Annotated in this window: 12 protein-coding genes; 6 read left to right on the forward strand and 6 right to left on the reverse strand. The window is 69.2% G+C overall.

From position 1 onward, the window contains the following. Positions 1-100: 100 nt before the first annotated feature. A complete protein-coding gene (locus tag AB0J80_RS37490) occupies positions 101-2134 on the reverse strand; it encodes a M4 family metallopeptidase (RefSeq protein ID WP_364714480.1) in 2034 nt (677 codons plus the stop codon). 902 nt (positions 2135-3036) lie between these two features. After that, positions 3037-3729 carry a DUF5994 family protein gene (locus AB0J80_RS37495; RefSeq protein WP_364714482.1) on the reverse strand — a complete coding sequence of 231 codons (693 nt, stop codon included), beginning with the start codon at positions 3727-3729 and terminating at the stop codon, positions 3037-3039. A 45-nt stretch (positions 3730-3774) separates the two neighbouring features. On the opposite strand from AB0J80_RS37495, the gene AB0J80_RS37500 reads away from it, so the two are divergent. From AB0J80_RS37500 to AB0J80_RS37515, 4 genes are all read left to right on the forward strand, one after another. Then, the gene (locus AB0J80_RS37500; RefSeq protein WP_364714484.1) at positions 3775-4215 is read left to right on the forward strand and encodes a DUF5994 family protein; all 441 of its coding nucleotides are present in this window, start codon (positions 3775-3777) and stop codon (positions 4213-4215) included. A 44-nt stretch (positions 4216-4259) separates the two neighbouring features. Next, the gene (locus tag AB0J80_RS37505) at positions 4260-5213 is read left to right on the forward strand and encodes a nitroreductase (RefSeq protein WP_364714486.1); all 954 of its coding nucleotides are present in this window, start codon (positions 4260-4262) and stop codon (positions 5211-5213) included. A 746-nt stretch (positions 5214-5959) separates the two neighbouring features. Further along, positions 5960-6682, forward strand: a complete 723-nt coding sequence (locus AB0J80_RS37510; RefSeq protein ID WP_364714487.1) for a GAF and ANTAR domain-containing protein — start codon at positions 5960-5962, stop codon at positions 6680-6682. 4 nt (positions 6683-6686) lie between these two features. Continuing rightward, positions 6687-7451, forward strand: a complete 765-nt coding sequence (locus AB0J80_RS37515) for a GAF and ANTAR domain-containing protein (protein ID WP_364714489.1) — start codon at positions 6687-6689, stop codon at positions 7449-7451. On the opposite strand, the gene AB0J80_RS37520 is transcribed toward AB0J80_RS37515, so the two are convergent. The 3 genes from AB0J80_RS37520 to AB0J80_RS37530 form a co-directional block, all read right to left on the reverse strand. Beyond that, the gene (locus AB0J80_RS37520; protein ID WP_364714491.1) at positions 7373-8392 is read right to left on the reverse strand and encodes an ATP-binding protein; all 1020 of its coding nucleotides are present in this window, start codon (positions 8390-8392) and stop codon (positions 7373-7375) included. The genes AB0J80_RS37515 and AB0J80_RS37520 overlap by 79 nt on opposite strands. Before the next feature lie 1055 nt (positions 8393-9447). Next, positions 9448-9699, reverse strand: coding sequence for a hypothetical protein (locus tag AB0J80_RS37525; protein WP_364714493.1), 252 nt, complete (start codon positions 9697-9699; stop codon positions 9448-9450). A 467-nt stretch (positions 9700-10166) separates the two neighbouring features. Then, entirely contained in the window at positions 10167-11504 is a 1338-nt protein-coding gene (locus tag AB0J80_RS37530; protein ID WP_364714495.1) for a SpoIIE family protein phosphatase, read from the reverse strand. Between the two features lie 600 nt (positions 11505-12104). On the opposite strand from AB0J80_RS37530, the gene AB0J80_RS37535 reads away from it, so the two are divergent. Next, positions 12105-13127, forward strand: coding sequence for a hypothetical protein (locus tag AB0J80_RS37535; protein ID WP_364714496.1), 1023 nt, complete (start codon positions 12105-12107; stop codon positions 13125-13127). Between the two features lie 58 nt (positions 13128-13185). Here AB0J80_RS37535 and AB0J80_RS37540 read toward each other — a convergent pair whose 3' ends face one another. Then, a complete protein-coding gene (locus AB0J80_RS37540; RefSeq protein WP_364714498.1) occupies positions 13186-13773 on the reverse strand; it encodes a sigma-70 family RNA polymerase sigma factor in 588 nt (195 codons plus the stop codon). A 202-nt stretch (positions 13774-13975) separates the two neighbouring features. Here AB0J80_RS37540 and AB0J80_RS37545 point away from each other — a divergent pair, with 202 nt between their 5' ends. Further along, positions 13976-15457 carry an FAD-dependent oxidoreductase gene (locus AB0J80_RS37545; protein ID WP_364714499.1) on the forward strand — a complete coding sequence of 494 codons (1482 nt, stop codon included), beginning with the start codon at positions 13976-13978 and terminating at the stop codon, positions 15455-15457. Positions 15458-16112: the final 655 nt, after the last annotated feature.

Here is a 16112-nt window from a genome sequence, read left to right on the forward strand (position 1 = left end):
AGAACACGCTGGGCATGCACTGGCAGATCCACAAGGACTCCACCGCGCACCACGCGGTCGCCGAGCGGCGGGGTGCCCGCGGGACCACGGCCCGGCTCGGTCAGAACTGCAACGACCAGCTCAGCAGCGTGCCGGTGTCACGGCTGCTCTTGTCCATGACGCGCAGTTTCCACACACCGTTCGGCTGCTCGGACGACGCGTCGACGGTGTACGTGCGATCGATGCTGTCGTAGTAGCCGCCCTGGCGGTTGTGCAGGTTGTAGGCGGTGCCGTCGGGTGCGATGAGGTCGACGACGAGGTCGGGCGGCTCCGAGTGGCTGATCAGTACGTGCACCCGCAGGGTCGACGTCGAGCTGGGCTGTCGACTGACGGTGATGGGCGACTCGACCCGGCCCGCCGGTCCGTCGGGGATCGGGGTGCGCGTCGTGTTGTCGAAGTAGTTGCTCTGCACCGGCGGGGGCTCGACGGGCGGCGGGCTGTCCGGACCGGTGCAGACAGCGTCGGAGCCGGGCACGTTCACCGCGGACCAGGCCGCCTGCACGGCCTTGTACTCGGCGCCGCAATAGCCGTACAGGTCTGCCGCTGCCCGCAGGGTGTCCGGGCGGGCTTGGTAGTAGGTCTCGGTGCTGCGGAAGTACGCGTCGAGGGCGCGGAACCAGATCTTGGCGGCGCTGTCCCGGCCGATGCCCGTGACAATGGAGTCGTTGCAGGTCGGGCTCGGCTGCGGACCGCCGGAAGAGCCTTCGGCGAGCAGGTAGAAGAAGTGGTTGCCCGGACCGGAGGTGTAATGCGGGTCGTAGTCCGGCCACGGGAACTGGTAGCAGTCGAACGAACGGCCGTCCAGACTCGGCTGGTACATGTACCGCAGCGGCCTGCCGTCCCCGAACAAATCGACCTCCTCGCCGATCTCGTAGTCGCCGGGGTCCTCGGAGTTGTTGGCCGAGTATTCGATCATCGTGCCGAAGATGTCACTGGTCGCCTCGTTCAGACCGCCGGAGTCGTCGTTGTACCCGAGGCCGGCGAGCGAGTCGGTCAAGCCGTGGCTGATCTCGTGGCCGACCACGTCCAGCGCGACGAGCGGGTGGGCGTTGTCGCGGCCGTCGCCGAACGTCACGTTCTCGCCGTCCCAGAACGCGTTGGCGTAGTTCGAGCCGTAGTGAACCTGCGAGCGGATGCCCCTGTCGTTGCCGCGGATGCCGCTGCGACGGTGGACGTCCTTGAAGTAGTCCCACGTCACCGCGGTTCCGTAGTGCGCGTCGACACCCGCCGAGGCACGGTCGGCCTGGGTGCCGTCGCCCCATGCGTTGTCCTTGTCCTCGAGGGTGAAGCACCCGCTGATCGCGCTGAACGTGCACGTCAGGCCGTTGCCGCGCGACGGATCCTGCAGGGCGTACGGCCCGTACTGCGTCCGCGTGGTGTCCAGCGGCACCATCCCGTTGATGACGCCGCGGCCCGTCCCGGGGGCGGGTGGCTCGGCGGCCGCGAGCGGCGCGGACCGGATCGCCGCGGCGGCCGCGACCTGCTCGTCCGGGATGGCGACTCGGACTTCGTCCCAGCGTTCCAGCACCGCGCCGGTGCGGGCGTCGACGATGACGTTCTCCTTGCTGGGCGTCTGCCCGTCCGGCCGCGTCCCGTCGAGCCGGACGCGCCAGGCGAGCCGCGGAGTACGAACCGCATCCACGATCAGCGTGCTGGCCGCTACGGCCTTCACCTCACCGCGGAAGCCGCGCTTCGCCGCCGCGACCGCCTGCGCCGAGCTCTTGCGGGGCGTGACGTCCGGCAACGAGATCGGCGCGGCCTGCGCCACGTCCGCCCCGGCGAACCGGCCGGACGCATCACTATGGAGGATGAAATCGCCGCCACGCACCGGCAGACCGCGGTAGGTGCGTTCGTACCGGGCATGCGAGGCGCCCAAGGGGTCGATGATGATGCGCCCGGCGGCATACTTCTCGCCGGTTGCGGCCCTGATCGCAGAGCGGTGCGCCGACAGGGCCCGCTCGGCCCTGGCCAGGGCGGCGGCTCGATCGGGCAGACGGTCGGGCCCCGTTGCCGCCGCGTGGGCGGGTGTCGCCACCCCGTTCCCCAGTCCGAGGGTCAACGCCACGGCGCCGGCCGAGGCAAGTGTTCTCCGCACCCCGATACTCCCTTCTCCGGTCGCGTGACGCACCGTCACGCAATCGGAACGTATCGATATCCGTCACTGTCTGGATAGGCGCGGAAACGATCGGTAAGGAGTCGGTAAGGATTGCGCGGACATCTCGGGCACGGTCGCCGACGAGAACCGTGGATCCGACTTGTTCGACGCTGATGACGTCGAGTGGCACCGGTGCCCGCCTTGTCAGGCGTAGCCGGGCTCGCCGTGCCGGTCGCGCTCCGGCGCGGTAGCCCGATCTCCCCCACGCCGGCCGCCCACGAAGGCCCGCCGGCCGGCAAGGCGCGGCAGCGGCTGATGACGCCACCTATCTCTCGCTCTGGCCGGCCATCTTGGCGCGCACGGCCGCTGCGCGTGCTCGGCGTAACCATCCCCGGTGATGACCCGTTGGCTGCCTCCGCTGCCGATCGGCGCCGATCAACGGCGGAAATCGCACGACGCACGAGGATCTACCCGTGCGAGGCTCGGATTTCTGCGCGTCTGGACCGGTCACTGTGCCCGGGAACAGGCTCGAGCGCTTCACGGCGTGGGCGTCGACTGCACCTCCGGCTACTCCGGTGATGGTTTCGGTGCTGCGATCAGCGCAGGCGGCGCCGCACGGCGTGAGTCCGCCCCGAGGCGGTCGCCCTGGGAGGCACCCTGCAGTGACCAAACAGCGACCGTCGCGCGACGATGCGGCTTTCCACACTCGCCGCCGCGTCGTGGCATCGGCCAACGCTGAAACGGTGCCCGCGACGGCCCCTGCGAGATTCTTGTCTTTGCCCTGGATCGAGACAGCACCGATCCACCGATGCCGCATCAGGCGGGTTCCAACTCGCGACGCTCCGTGCGCGGTCCTCGAGAAGCCTGGCGCTGACATGTCCGGACCGCACCCGGCTCCAAGGTCAGCCGCTGTGCTCGATCTCGGCCAGCAGCTCGGGCGTGCGGCGCTTGTCTGTGGCATCCGCCGCAGCGGTCGACACGATGTCGGCCGATGCCTGGCTCGCGTCAGGCGGTACGACGAGCAGGTCAAAGCGGTCGTTCCCGTACTCGCACATGATGGTGACCAATCCGGCGGGCTGGGACGTGAACCAGCCAAGCCGCACCGCCCGGTGGCCGACGGCAGCCCGCCGCGGATGCGGCGTGTCCCACTCGGCGGTGTTCAGCAGCACGTGCGTGATCTCACCCCGGAGCCCGGCCACGGCCTCGACCAGCAAGGGGAGCTCCGCGACGGCATCGGTCGATCGCGGCCACCAGGCCCCGTCGAGGACGGTGGTCCGGGAAGGATGCGGGTCCAACCGCAGGCGTACGGCGTCATCCGGTGCTCGTGCGGCCGGAACAGTTGTGGTCTGCGTCATGACGATGCCTCTCTGTCGACGACATCCGCGCCATCGAGATCGGGCGCGACGTGCGCTCGTCGGGAAACGTCGAGAAGCCGGTGTTACTCCACCGTACGCTCCCGGCGTCGAACACGCGTACAGTGATATCGCGACCGATGGCTCCGCCGTCGGTGCCGGCCCCGGCCGGCGTGCGCTGACCCGGCAGACGCCGCAGCGCTCCTCAAGGCCTCGGTGGAACTCGTCCTGGCCCCTTGTCATCGGGGCAGGAGGCGCCTGCGTTGGTCCCGGACGACGGGAATGTCCATGGCATCGCTGATCACCCCGCCCGAATCGCCGGCCTCGACCGGCCGAACCCTTGTACGACTCGAGCCGGCCCGGCTTCACTACACGTTGCTCGACGGCACCTGGTGGCCGAGCGTGACGGATCTCAACGCGGAGCTACGCGTACTGGTCCCGGTCCTCGAGCAGGTCCGCGGACCGGTGACGCGGCTGCTGCTCGGTGCCGCGAACTGGGCTACCCGGCCTCACCACCTCTTCACGGCCGGCCGCGTCGTCACCGTGGGCTACCTGGCCGGCCGATCGCCGGCGATGATGACCGTCATCTGCGCCGACGGCGGAACGTTCACCCTGCGGGTGGCACCGCCCGGGCCACCATCAGATGTGCTGGGACCCGGCCTGGGCGAGCAGATCCCGGAGACCGAGGACAGCGGACTCGGCCCGCCACGCACGCGGGCAACCCGATGATGGCGGCCTCGCCGGGCGTCGTACCCCCGACCAGCGGCCGCATCATGAACGAGGCTTTCTACCGAGCGGTCGCCGCGGCGGGAAAGGCACCCTCGGCGCACAACACACAGCCGTGGCGATGGCGGGTGGGCAACGGCGTTCTGGACCTGTTCACGGACCACACCCGGATGGCAGATCTCCGCGAGCCTGACCGGCGGCTCGCCACGATCGGCTGCGGTGCCGCCCTGCACCACGCCCGGCTTACCCTCGCCGCGCGGGGCTGGCGGGTCACGGTGACCCGCCGGCCGGACGCCGCCGACCCGTTCCACCTCGCGCGCCTGCACATCGACGGAGCCGCCCCCGTGAGCTCGGACACCGCCGGCCTGGCCCGGGCCATCGGGTTGCGGCACACAGACCCGCGCCCGGTCACCGGTGACCCGATCGGCCCGGAGGATCTGGACACCATCAGGGCGGCTTTCGAGGCGCAGCACGTCCGCCTCGGCGTGCTCCGCCCGGACCAGGTACTCGGACTGACGGTGGCGACAGCCCGCGCCGACAACATCGAAACGGCCGACGCCCAATGGCATGCGGAGCTGGCACTGTGGACCGGCAGTGATCGGATCGTCGGCGTCGCCGACGGCTTGCCGCCGCCCATTGCGCACGGCGAGCACGACCGAGCCGCGACGTTCGCGGTCCTGCACGGTCCCCGTGATGAGGACCTCGACTGGCTGCGCGCCGGCGAGGCTCTGTCCGCCGGTTCCCTCGTCGCCACCTGCCTCGGGGTGTCCGTCCTGCCGTTCAGCGCACCGATCGAACACGCCGGCGCCCGGGAGATCCTGCAACGCGTGATACCCGAGCTCGGCTGCCCGTACCTGATGCTGCGTCTGGGTCGCCACGCGACCCAGACGGCCGCGCCGCGCAGCATGCGGCTGACGGCCGCTCAGACCATCGAACGTCCGCGTCAGGACCCGGGGGTACCCGGCGTCGCCGGGCCAGGTACGACGCCGACACCGCGCTGACGTACCTGTCATGGAGCCTGTGGTCGCCAGGGAGGGTGCTGTAGGACTTGTTCCTGATGCGGGGCCTGAAGAAGCCGATGTCCCCTCGGGGAAGAGTCGTGGAACAGCTGCCGTATCCGGTGGCGTGCTCGGTGGGATGCCAAGAGCTTGTGATGCTGGGTCCACGTCCGGGTGGACGCCTCGGTGGCAGGTTCGGAGGTCCCGTCATGGTGGACCGGTGTATGCGCGTATTCGGGGTCGGCCGTGATCCGTGTGGATAGCGCTGACCACCGATCTCGGGTGGAACGATCGATGGCCGAGCACGGCCCGGACGTGGAAAAGTCACCGAGCTTCTTCTGGCCGAGACGGTGACGGACGGCGAAGGCGAGAGTCCGATGCTGGCCGATGCTCGCGGTCGCAGCCGCGCCAGCGCGTCCTCAACCGGCAATGAGAGCTGCACGCTGATCATCCCGGTCGCCTGATGCACCGCCGCGCGCTGCAGAAGATGCTCACGAGGACCCCGCAGGCGGTCACCGCCTCCGCCCGGTCCGCTCGTGCCGCTTGCGAGGCCGTCCCCACGGCGGGCTGCCGGCGACGGTTCTCTCGCCGCGCCAACGGCGAGACTCCGCCGGCACGGTAGGCTTCTTGCGGACCTGCTGCCTCGGCCTCGGCGACACCCGAAGGAAGGGGTGCGGCTATGCGACGTACGGCGTCGAACAGGCAATCAGGCCGCAGGCCGGACGGGGCAACTCCCGATGGCGGAAGCGATGGATGAGTCGACTAGGGCCGTCCGCCGCCTGGTCGCCGCCTCCGCGCAGGCGGGGATGGCGACCGGTGAGTTCCTGCGCCACGTATGCCGCACGGCCGCGCACGCCTTGTCGGCATCGGGTGTCGGGATAAGCGTGATGACCGACGACGGCACGCGAGGGGTCTGCGCCGCGTCGGACCCGCTGAGCGAACGCGCCGAGGACCTGCAGTTCGTCATGGGCGAGGGACCCTGCATCGACGCGTTCACCACACGCCGGCCGGTCCTGGTCACCGACCTCGGCGGCAGCGCGGTGCACCGCCGGTGGCCCAGTTACGCCTCGGCCGCCGTACAGGACGGTGTGCGGGCGGTGTTCGCGTTCCCATTGCAGGTCGGCGCCGCCCGCCTCGGTATCCTCGACGTATTCCGGCAGCGGACCGGCCCGCTGACCGATGAGGAACTTCCGCTGGCACTCGCCTTCGCGGACGTGACCGTGGAGGCGCTGCTCGACCGGCAACGCGGGGCCGAAGACGGCACCGTGACGCCCGGCAGCGAGCCCGCCGACGTCGGGCACCGTGCGGCGCTGTTCCAGGCGCAAGGCATGGTCATGGTCCAGCTCGGCGTCAGCCTCGGCGAGGCGCTGTCCCGGATGCGCGCCCACGCCTACGCCGAAAGCCGCCCCCTCGATGACGTGGCGCGGGACATCGTCACCCGCCGCCTGCGCCTTGAAAAGGACTCTTCATGACCGAATGCGACAGCGCACGGCAAGCCGGGAGGCTGGCATGACGACCGTATCCGCGGAACGACTCGCGGCAATCTTCGTCGAGGCAGCCGACACTCTCGTCGACGACTTCGACCTCATCGATTTCTTGCACATGCTCACCGAACGAGCCACCAGCCTGGTCGGCGCCGCTGCCACCGGACTGGTCATGGCCGACCCGCGCGGCCGTCTGGAGTTCATGGCCGCCTCCGACGAGAACACCAAGCTGCTCGAGCTCTTCCAGCTGCAGAACGAGGAAGGACCCTGCCTGGAGGCGTTCACCACCGGACAGCCGGTCATCAACGTCGATCTCGCGGCGGCCGCCAGCCGCTGGCCTCGCTTCGCTCCCCGCGCGACCTCGGCGGGCTTTGAGTCGGTGCACGCCTTCCCGATGCGGGTCCGCCAGCGGGTGATCGGCGCGCTGAATGTCTTCGGCGACACCAAGGGCGGCGACTTCACCGGCGCCGACGTACCGATCATGCAGGCCCTCACCGACATCGCGGCGATCGGTCTCCTGCAGAAACGTACGATCCGCCAGGGCGAGATCCTCACCGAGCAGTTGCAGGGCGCGCTCAACAGCCGGATCGTCATCGAACAAGCCAAGGGTGCGGTCGCTCAGGCGTGCGGCGTCTCCGTCGACGAGGCGTTCACCGCGATCCGCCGATTCGCCCGTAATCACAACCACAAACTCACTGACGTCGCGCATGCCGTCACGGCCGAACCCGGCCTCGCCGCCCGGATACTTCCCCACTGATCGCGGACCCTCCCATACGGACGGGCCGTCCAGCTGACGGCCGATCGGGTTCGGCCGGTCATATCAGCGTGGCCCACACGACTTTGCCGCCGCGAGTGGGCATGGCCCCCCCAAGCGGCGGCGATCGTGTGTACCAGCAGCAGACCGCGTCCGCGCAGGGATGCCGCAGGGACGGCCGACGCCGGTCGATGCAGACGCGGAAATCCGGTGGCGCCGTCCTGCACCGCCACATGCAACCGGCGGGCCCGGCGGGACACGGTGACCACGAAGTCGGTGCCGGCGTGCTCGGCCGCGTTGGTGGCCAGCTCGGACGCGATCAGCGAGGAATCGTGCAGCAAATGGGCCAGCTCCCAGTCGCGACAAGCCTCCGTCACCAGGTCGCGGACGGCGCGTACACCACTCGGCCGCGGCGTCAGCCGTGCCTGCAGCCGGTCGGTCTGGGACACCAGCGCGGCGATGGCGAGACGCGCCTCCGCCGTGCCGGTGAACAGTCGCGGCCGCGGCCCCTCGGCAACGCGCAACCGCCTGCCCAGCGTGCTCGTGCCGGGCAAGCAGAACACCAGGCTGACCGGCGGCGCAGCGAGCCGGGCCCGGCGCCACGCCGCCATCCAGAACGGCATGCTGAGCCCGAACGGATCGTCGAGGTGATGCAGGTCGATGATGACGGACAGGGAGGGGCCGGCCAGACACAGCCGCAGGCAGGCGGAGATCTGGTTGCCGAAGTGCGGAGTCCATCCGCCGTGGGGGGCCATCTCGATCACTGCGGTGGTCGCGTCGCCGGTGACGGCCACCGCTACACCGCGACGATCGGTCAGGGTGGTAAGCAGATAGGGCGGCTTCAGCGGCGTCGCGCGGTCCCGATTCCCGGCAGCAGTCAACGTGAGCCGGCCACGATCGACGTGTGCATGATCCGGCGGAACAAGACGGTCATCCTCAAGCACGGCCGCTCCCGAGCACTCAGTCAGTACGGGCCCACTGCCGAGGACTGGAGCAGCTGGCGAGGAAGAAACCTCCCCGCGCAACACAACGCTATAGCAACCGGCCGTAGATCGACGTTCACCATCGGGTCAACCTTCAACCCGGGTCAGCGAGCGGGCACGACTGCCGGGGTGCCGCAGACCGCGAACGGGCGACGGAGAAAAGTCCAAGACCTCACCTTCATCGCCGAGGGCCAGGCCGCGCCCGAGGGCGGCGTCAGTGCCGGCGGCGAAGCGCGTGGCGTGCTCCTTCGACGAGCGTCCGGTTCACCGGACTGCGGACCGCGCCCACGCCGCCGCGGCCGGCGCCGATGGCGATCCATCGGGTGTCACCCACGGTTTGAGTTTGCCCAACGAGCGGCTCTTCTTGCAGGGCAGTTGTGCGAGCGAGCAGCCGCGGCACAGCGTGCGGCGCGGTTGAAGGCGGAAGGGAAGCTCGGCGGCAGCGGTTGCGTGGTGGCCCGCCCGCCGCCACGCTCACCACATAGCCGAGGCGCTGACAGCACCAGCCGGCCCGATGATCCCAAACGTACGAGTCGGCCCGGCACGGCATCGCCGTGCGGGCCGGCTCGAGCGACAGCTGCCTCGAAATCAAACCCGGCGCTCTTCGGCCGAACGGCAGTCGGATATTCGTGCTAGTCTTTCCGCGTTGCCGCATTCGTTTCCCAAGACGTTCCCTGCGCCTGACACGCGTTTCTGCCGATCAGGCGTTTCTCGTTTCGCCGGAGTCCTCTTTCGAGGTGATCGACACAACGGCCGCAGATTTGCAGGGCGCAGCCCTCGACAGTCGTAAGGAAATGAACTCCGATTTCCGCTCTCCCGAGGAAATCAGCGCGTCGGTTTCGACGCGGAGCAGGGCACCAAGGGTCCGTAGGCGGAAGACAGCCGTCGCCTCCGCCCAGGCTACCCGGCAACCGTTCCGGGTTGCCGGGGTGGGCGGCGGCCGGCCGCCCCTGGTCGAGATCCGCACATCGCGTGATCTCCCGGGCGGTCGGCCGTCTCCGTTCCCACCCCGGCGGCTACTCGGCCCGATGCCGGCCCATGCTGACCATCAGATAGGGAAAGCCCAGTTCGAGTACGACTCGTTCCAGGGCTTCGCGAGCCACCGTGACCTCGATCGGCGCGCTGAACGGCAGCACTGACACGCCGAGCGTCGACGCGACCAGCGAGCCCGCGGACAGCGCCTCTCCGGCATGCAGCCAGTCCGTCGGGTGATCGCGAGGGCCGTGCAGCAGGGCGAAGGTCCCGGCCCGATCGCGGCCGCCGGACACGGTGGGCAGACGCCCGCCGGCCGATCCACTATCCGGCTGTTGCCGGCCCAGAGTGCCAGTTCCGCTTGCCATTGCGCGGCCGCCGGCTCCGAGCTCGCGCTGTCGGCGGCGGCGATCGCGAGTTCGAGGACCTGGTCGGGGCGGAGAAAGCCGAGCCGTACGTGTTGCGACTCAAAGGAGGAAGCGATCGAGCGCAAAGTCGCCGGTTCGACCGGCTCTCCGGTCGCGGGGCGGATCTCGGAGTGACGCAGGTCGATGAAGCGGGCGAGCTCGGCGGCCTCGCGCGTGGTGCAAAGCGGCGCCGCAGCTGATGGTCGCGGGCCGGCCGCCCGACCTTCCGCACCGGGGTCGACGCCAACCGGCTAAATTACTCAAGAAAGCACACCATGACTATTTCCAAGGCAGCTGTAGTGGCCGTTCTTCGCGAGCGCGGTCAGCACGCGCGAGCAGACTTCGTCGACCGGGAGCTACCCGAGCGTATCGATGTATCCCGGCACGGAGGCCTGCTCGCCACTCTTCGGATCGACCCCGGCGAACTGACCGAGCCGGACGTTGGAAGCGGCACCTGACGGGTCAGTCGCCGGAACACTGAGAACCATGATGGCGACGTCGTCATCGACTTCCTCGAAGCCGGCGAGCAGGTCGGTGAGGGAGCGAACCGCAACGGTGGCCTCGGTAGGCCCCTGACTCTCGATGAAATCGCGCAGCGCCTCGTCGCCGAAGCGATCACCGTGCGGGGCGGTGCGCGCCTCGGTCAGTCCGTCGCTGTAAAGGATCAATGTGTCGCCCGGATTCAGCCGGATCGTACGAGTCACCACCCGTGGCGTGGACAGAATGCCGATCAGGGTGCCGCCTTCGGTGGTCTGATATTCGGTGACGCCGTTCGCCCGGACCACCAGGGCGGGCGGATGCCCACCGGAGGCTATCGATGCGACATACCCCGCACGTTCTCTTTCGAGCACACCGAAGATGACAGTGCAGTGCCGATGTCCCTGATCGCGATAGTCCTGATAGAGCACGGCGTTGAGGTTCGCCAGCACCGCGGCGGGTTCCGGATCGTAGACGGCGGCGGCTCGCAGCGTATAGCGGGCGGCGGCGGTAACTGCCGCGGCGCCGATACCCTTACCGCGTACGTCGCCGAGAAAGAATCCCCACCGGCCGGCGGCGAGCGGGAAAAGATCGTAGAAGTCGCCGCCCACCTCGTCGGGTGATGCCATGTGATAGAGGGCAGACGTCACCATGCCCGGCGGAACTGCCAGTTTGGCCGGCAACAGGCTGCGTTGCAGTCCGGTCACGAGCAGGCGCAGCCGTTCCCGGTCTTGATCGGCGTGGCGTCGCGCACTGAGCAGTTCCTGCTCATAGGCGCGCCGTTCGCGAGCGTCGAACACCGTGGTACGGATCAAGATGGGCTCGCCGTCATCGGCGGTCTTGACAGTGGACGTGACCAGAACCGGCAGCGCTGTTCCATCGACGGTGAGCAACTCCAGCGCGATACCGCCGGCCTGTCCCTGCATCTGCAGCAGCGGCGCGAGGTGCGTCTCGTGATAGAGGCGACTGCCGGCCGCCAGCAGATCCACGAAGCGAAGTCGGCCGGCCACAGCGTCGCGGGAGTAACCGAGCCAGTCCAGGAGGGTGGCATTGACCTTGGCAATCGTCCCGTCCAGCAGCGTCGACAGGAAACCGCACGGCGCGTTGTCGTAAAGGTCGTCGATGTCGTCCTCAGGCAGCGCCGGGAAGGTGACCTCCTCCGCCGGACGGCGCATCACCGGCGGCAGGTTGTCAGGGTGCCGCCGAGCCTCAGTCATGATCCTCCGACGCGCGCGGGAGGCGGATGGTGTCGCTTCACCCTGCGATCCTCGCACTGGGCCGGCTCCCGGTCGACCGGCGGTCAGCCGACTCTGGTGATCCAGTTCGCGTTCCAGGACGCGCGGACTTTCATCCGGCGACCATCCGGCATCGCGCCAGCGCCGAAACTCGTTCCGCTGCGCGCCGAGGGCCACCCCGCCGTACGTGCGACGCGGCCTCGTGCAGCGGCGAAACCGGCGGAGCAGTCGAGTCGTCGTCTTCGCTCAGCGGACGATCCGGTCACGGTAGCGGCTCAGCCGGGCTCGTAGTTGCTCCCCCATCGTCTCGATCACCGGGGCGCGACGTCGTGTATCCGCTCACCGAGGAGGTAGACAGCGAACGGTGTCGTCAGCGAGACGGTGTTCGCCAGGATCGGATCCCCCGCGGAGTGGCCGGGTGAGCTGCTCGACTCATCCGACCGGCGGCAGCCGTGCCGGCAGGACCGTCCGCTCGGCCGGGTCGAATCGGGTCGGGTGAAACTGACAGACGCTGGAGCGAACCGAAGCCCCGGGTGCAGTGACCAATCAGGTAAAGGTTCCAAGCACCCAGGGAGACATGTCATGCGAACGCACCATCCGAGTACCTCCCGGTCCGGTCTGCTGGTCGCCGTCGCCGTCGCCGTCGCCGTCAGCGTGAGCACGCTCGGCGTCGGGGCGTGCGGCCGACCAGCAGCGGCCGGCGCGGTGGAGGTTCTGCCGCCGGCTGCCGTGTCGGGCACCTCCGGCTCCACTGGTCCGGTCGCCCTCTCGCGAGCCGCACACTCCCCGCCGGCAGCGGGATCATCGTTGCCTCAAGGCTGGAAGCGATGCGTCAACGACACCGAGGACTACTCCATCGGATACCCGGGCACCTGGTACACCACCCAGATACGTCCGGGGGAGGTCTGCGCGCAGTTCCACCCGGACACGTTCACGATTCCCCCGGAGAGCGAATATCCGCTGACCGCTTTGAACGCCAAGCGGGTGGCCGCGCCGCCTGGCCGGGACGACACCGCATACGAGGACATGCTCCTGTGGGAGCAGACCACCGTGGGCGCAAGGCGCGCCGTCCGGTTCGAGACCTCCAGTACGGGTGCGGGCCTGCATCTGGCGGGCACCAGGCAATACGGGTACGTCCTCCGGCTCGGGCGGAGCCTCATCTCCATTCACACCACCGCCGAGCCGGGGGAAACCCGGTACGCCGCCTGGCGAACCGTCGTGGACAAGGCGGTGCGGACGGTGACCTCTGCGCTGCGCTCCCCCGCACACCGCGGATGTGTCCCGCTCCGACCGGACAAGGGCTTCTACGAAGCCGGCTGGGTCGGCACCGAGGAACTGACGACGCCGACCTCGCGCTGTACGACGATCAGCGTCTCCCACGTCGTGGATCCGGCGAACCCGGCTGACCGGTGCCAGACCTTCCGGGTCAGATTCTGGCCACTGGTCGACGGCTCCCTCACCTACACCGATCCGGTCACCGCGTGCGGCAAGCAGCGCACCGTGCTGGCGCGCCACGTTCCGGACGACGCCCGATACATCGTGTTGTACAAGGTCGACTACATCGATCCGGAGGTCCAGACCATCCAGTTCAAGCTGTGGAACTAGCGAGAGAACCCGATCCGGGGCCGCGCCCGCGGCCCCGGGGAAGGGCTTTGCCGCATGCTCAGTGAGCTCGCCGCCCTGGTGGCCCACGGTCGGCGACCGCATCGGGATCTGCCGGATCAAGCCTCAACCGCTTGCGCAGATACAGTCTCGCCTTGTGGATCCGCGACTTCACGGTGCCCTCCGGCATCTGCTGCAGCACCGCGATCTCGCCGTAGCTGAGACCGACGAGGTCGCGCAGGGCGACCGCCTCCGCCAGCTCCGCTTTCAGCTCTCCTATGGCGTCGAGCAGATCCAGCCGGGTCATCGCTACGACGCTGGTCCGGCGATCATCCGCGATCCCGGACAGCACGTCCACGCTGGCAGTGGACTCGCGCGAGCTCGAACGCCGATAGGTGGATCGCGCCCGGTTGGCGGCGAGCCGGTACAGCCACGTCCGGAACGCGGAACGGCCCTGGAAGCCGGGAAGGCCCAGGGCCATGGCGAGCAGGGTGTCCTGGCATGCCTCCTCGGCGTCCTCACGGTTGGCCACCATGCGGGTGCACAGCCGCAGGACTTCGGGCCGGACAGTCACCAGGAGCACATTCAGGGCGGCGATGTCTCCGCCGGAGGCGATCCGGGCCAGACTTTCAAGGTCGGGTCTCTGCATGACGTGATGCCGTCCTCTCCCCCTCACTATGCACGGGTGACGCCACGTCAAGACTTGTTGAACAATGCCATCTTGTGTCGGCACCGGGGCGGCACCGCGGAGGACGAGGCTGCCGAGGTGTTGTTCACCGTCGCCCGGGAATCCTCGAGGCATGCCCCTTCCCCGCGCTCCCGGCTCTGTCAGCCGTCATGCCGTCCGCCTCGTGGACATCGATCGGTCGCTTCCGCGTAAGGTCGGCCATCCCGTGCACACGGTGGTGGTCGGCGGCGGCATAGCGGGGATGACAGCGGCGCTGCTTCTCGCCGAACGCGGCATCGCGGTGACCCTGCTGGAGCGCAACCAGCGACTGGGCGGCCGGCTCGCGGCTTGGCCGAAACGGCTTACGGACGGTTCGATCCAGATGGTCGACCACGGATTCCACGCCTTCTTCCGGCAGTACTACAACTGGCGCACCGTCCTGCGCCGGATCGACCCATCGCTGTCCTTCCTGCGCCCGGTGAAGCATTATCCCGTGGTCTCGAGGTCCTGGCCGGACGAGGACTTCGGCGGCCTGCCGGGTACCCCGCCGTGGAGCTTGCTCGCTCTCCTGGCCCGATCGCCCAGCCTGCGGTTGAGCGAGATGCGCGACGTCGACGGCTCGACGTCCCTGGCGCTGCTGCGCTACTCGCGCACGCAGACGTACCGGGACTTCGACGGTATGTCGGCGGCGGACTTCCTCGACCGCCTCGCCATGCCGGAACGGCCACGGGCACTGCTGTTCGATGTGTTCGCTCACTCGTTCTTCAACCACGCGGCCCAGATGTCCGCCGCCGAAATGATCATGCAATTCCACTTCTATTTCCTGCGCAACGCCGAGGGGCTGGACTTCGACGCACCGGACGACGACTATCAGACCGCGATCTGGGAGCCGTTGTGCGAGCGGTTGCAGGCGCTCGGCGCGGACATCCGCACCGGCGCCGAAGTGGACCGGATCGAACCCGGCTGGACCGTCACCCGCACCGACGGCGTCGAGGTCCGGGCCGACCACGTCATCCTTGCCGCCGATCCGGCGTCCGCGCGCGGCATCGTCGCCGCCTCCCCCGGCCTGGCGCGCCGGGCGCCCGGCATGGCGAGCAGCATCGCAACGATCGGAACCACCGCGCCGTACGCGGTCAGCCGGGTCTGGACCGACCGGGACCTCGCACCGGCCCGCGGGGTCTTCAGCAGTGTCGCCCGCGAGCCGCTCCTGGACTCGGTGAGCTTGTTCCACCGCGCCGAACGAGGCTCGGCACGATGGTCCCGGCGGACCGGCGGTGCGGTCGTGGAGCTGCACGCGTACGCCGCTGAACCCGGCCTCGACGCCGGCACGGCGGAGCGCGACATGTGGTCTCAGCTCACCGCGCTCTGGCCGGAGACGCGCGATGTGCGGACCATCGACAGCGACACCCGGATCGGGTACGACGCACCGGCGTTCGACGTGGGCAGCGACGCCACCCGGCCGGGCGTCGTCACCGATGCCGACGGGTTCTTCCTCGCCGGCGACTGGGTCCGCATGCCCTTTCCGTGCGCGCTGATGGAACGGTCGGCCGCCTCTGCCGCGGTCGCCACCAATGCGATCCTGCGCCGGCACGGCGTGCGACCGGTACAGGTGTATTCCGTCCCGCTGCGCGGCCTCCTGGCCGGCCGTCGCCGCGGCCGCGCGTAACGCCCCGCCGATCCCGCCGAGGCCGGCGCCTCTGAGCCTCTGCGCACGATCGTCGTGAACGCGTCACATCCCACCCCGGGAGGGCGGACACGGCCCCACCGGGGTCATGACTGTCATCCCGCTCCGCGGTGAGATCGGACGGCTGACCGGCGGCGCTGGTCGCGGTGAGTGCCGCGGCGAACAGAACCATCTGGTTCAGCGCATTGAGGAAGAGGAGCAGACCGACCGAGCCGGCGACGAGCTGGTGGGTCGGATTGGCCTCGGTACGCTGCACGTACAGACGACCGAGAGTCTTGAGCAGTTCCAGACCGACTGCCACCAGCACCGCCGGGGCCCAGCAGGCGTCGCCACGGCATTCGTACGCGCGGTGAGCCGGTCAGCGCGCCGCAGGCGAGCACCGTGTTCACACCGATGCCCACCAGCAGGCCGACCGTGCTGAGCAACCAGCGGGAGAGACCGACTCCGGTGTTCGCCGCGTCGACCAACCGGTTCGCCGCGACGGTGGTCTCGTAGGCCACCGCCAGGGAGGGGCCAGCAGCAATCCCAGTCCCGCCAGCACGAGAAGATCCACGAGTACACGGACGACGAGGCGGCCGGGATACTCAAGTAACAGCCAGATCCTGCGGATCGACGAGCGCAACGCGTCCACCTAGAA

The organism is Actinoplanes sp. NPDC049548, from assembly GCF_040676695.1.
GTDB lineage: Bacteria > Actinomycetota > Actinomycetes > Mycobacteriales > Micromonosporaceae > Actinoplanes.

Excerpts from the sequence above, each read along its gene's own strand:
- AB0J80_RS37495 (WP_364714482.1), bottom strand. The coding sequence starts at position 3,729 with ATGACAAGGGGCCAGGACGAGTTCCACCGAGGCCTTGAGGAGCGCTGC.
- AB0J80_RS37500 (WP_364714484.1), top strand. The coding sequence starts at position 3,775 with ATGGCATCGCTGATCACCCCGCCCGAATCGCCGGCCTCGACCGGCCGA.
- AB0J80_RS37505 (WP_364714486.1), top strand. The coding sequence starts at position 4,260 with ATGAACGAGGCTTTCTACCGAGCGGTCGCCGCGGCGGGAAAGGCACCC.
- AB0J80_RS37510 (WP_364714487.1), top strand. The coding sequence starts at position 5,960 with ATGGATGAGTCGACTAGGGCCGTCCGCCGCCTGGTCGCCGCCTCCGCG.
- AB0J80_RS37515 (WP_364714489.1), top strand. The coding sequence starts at position 6,687 with ATGCGACAGCGCACGGCAAGCCGGGAGGCTGGCATGACGACCGTATCC.
- AB0J80_RS37530 (WP_364714495.1), bottom strand. The coding sequence starts at position 11,504 with ATGACTGAGGCTCGGCGGCACCCTGACAACCTGCCGCCGGTGATGCGC.
- AB0J80_RS37535 (WP_364714496.1), top strand. The coding sequence starts at position 12,105 with ATGCGAACGCACCATCCGAGTACCTCCCGGTCCGGTCTGCTGGTCGCC.
- AB0J80_RS37540 (WP_364714498.1), bottom strand. The coding sequence starts at position 13,773 with ATGCAGAGACCCGACCTTGAAAGTCTGGCCCGGATCGCCTCCGGCGGA.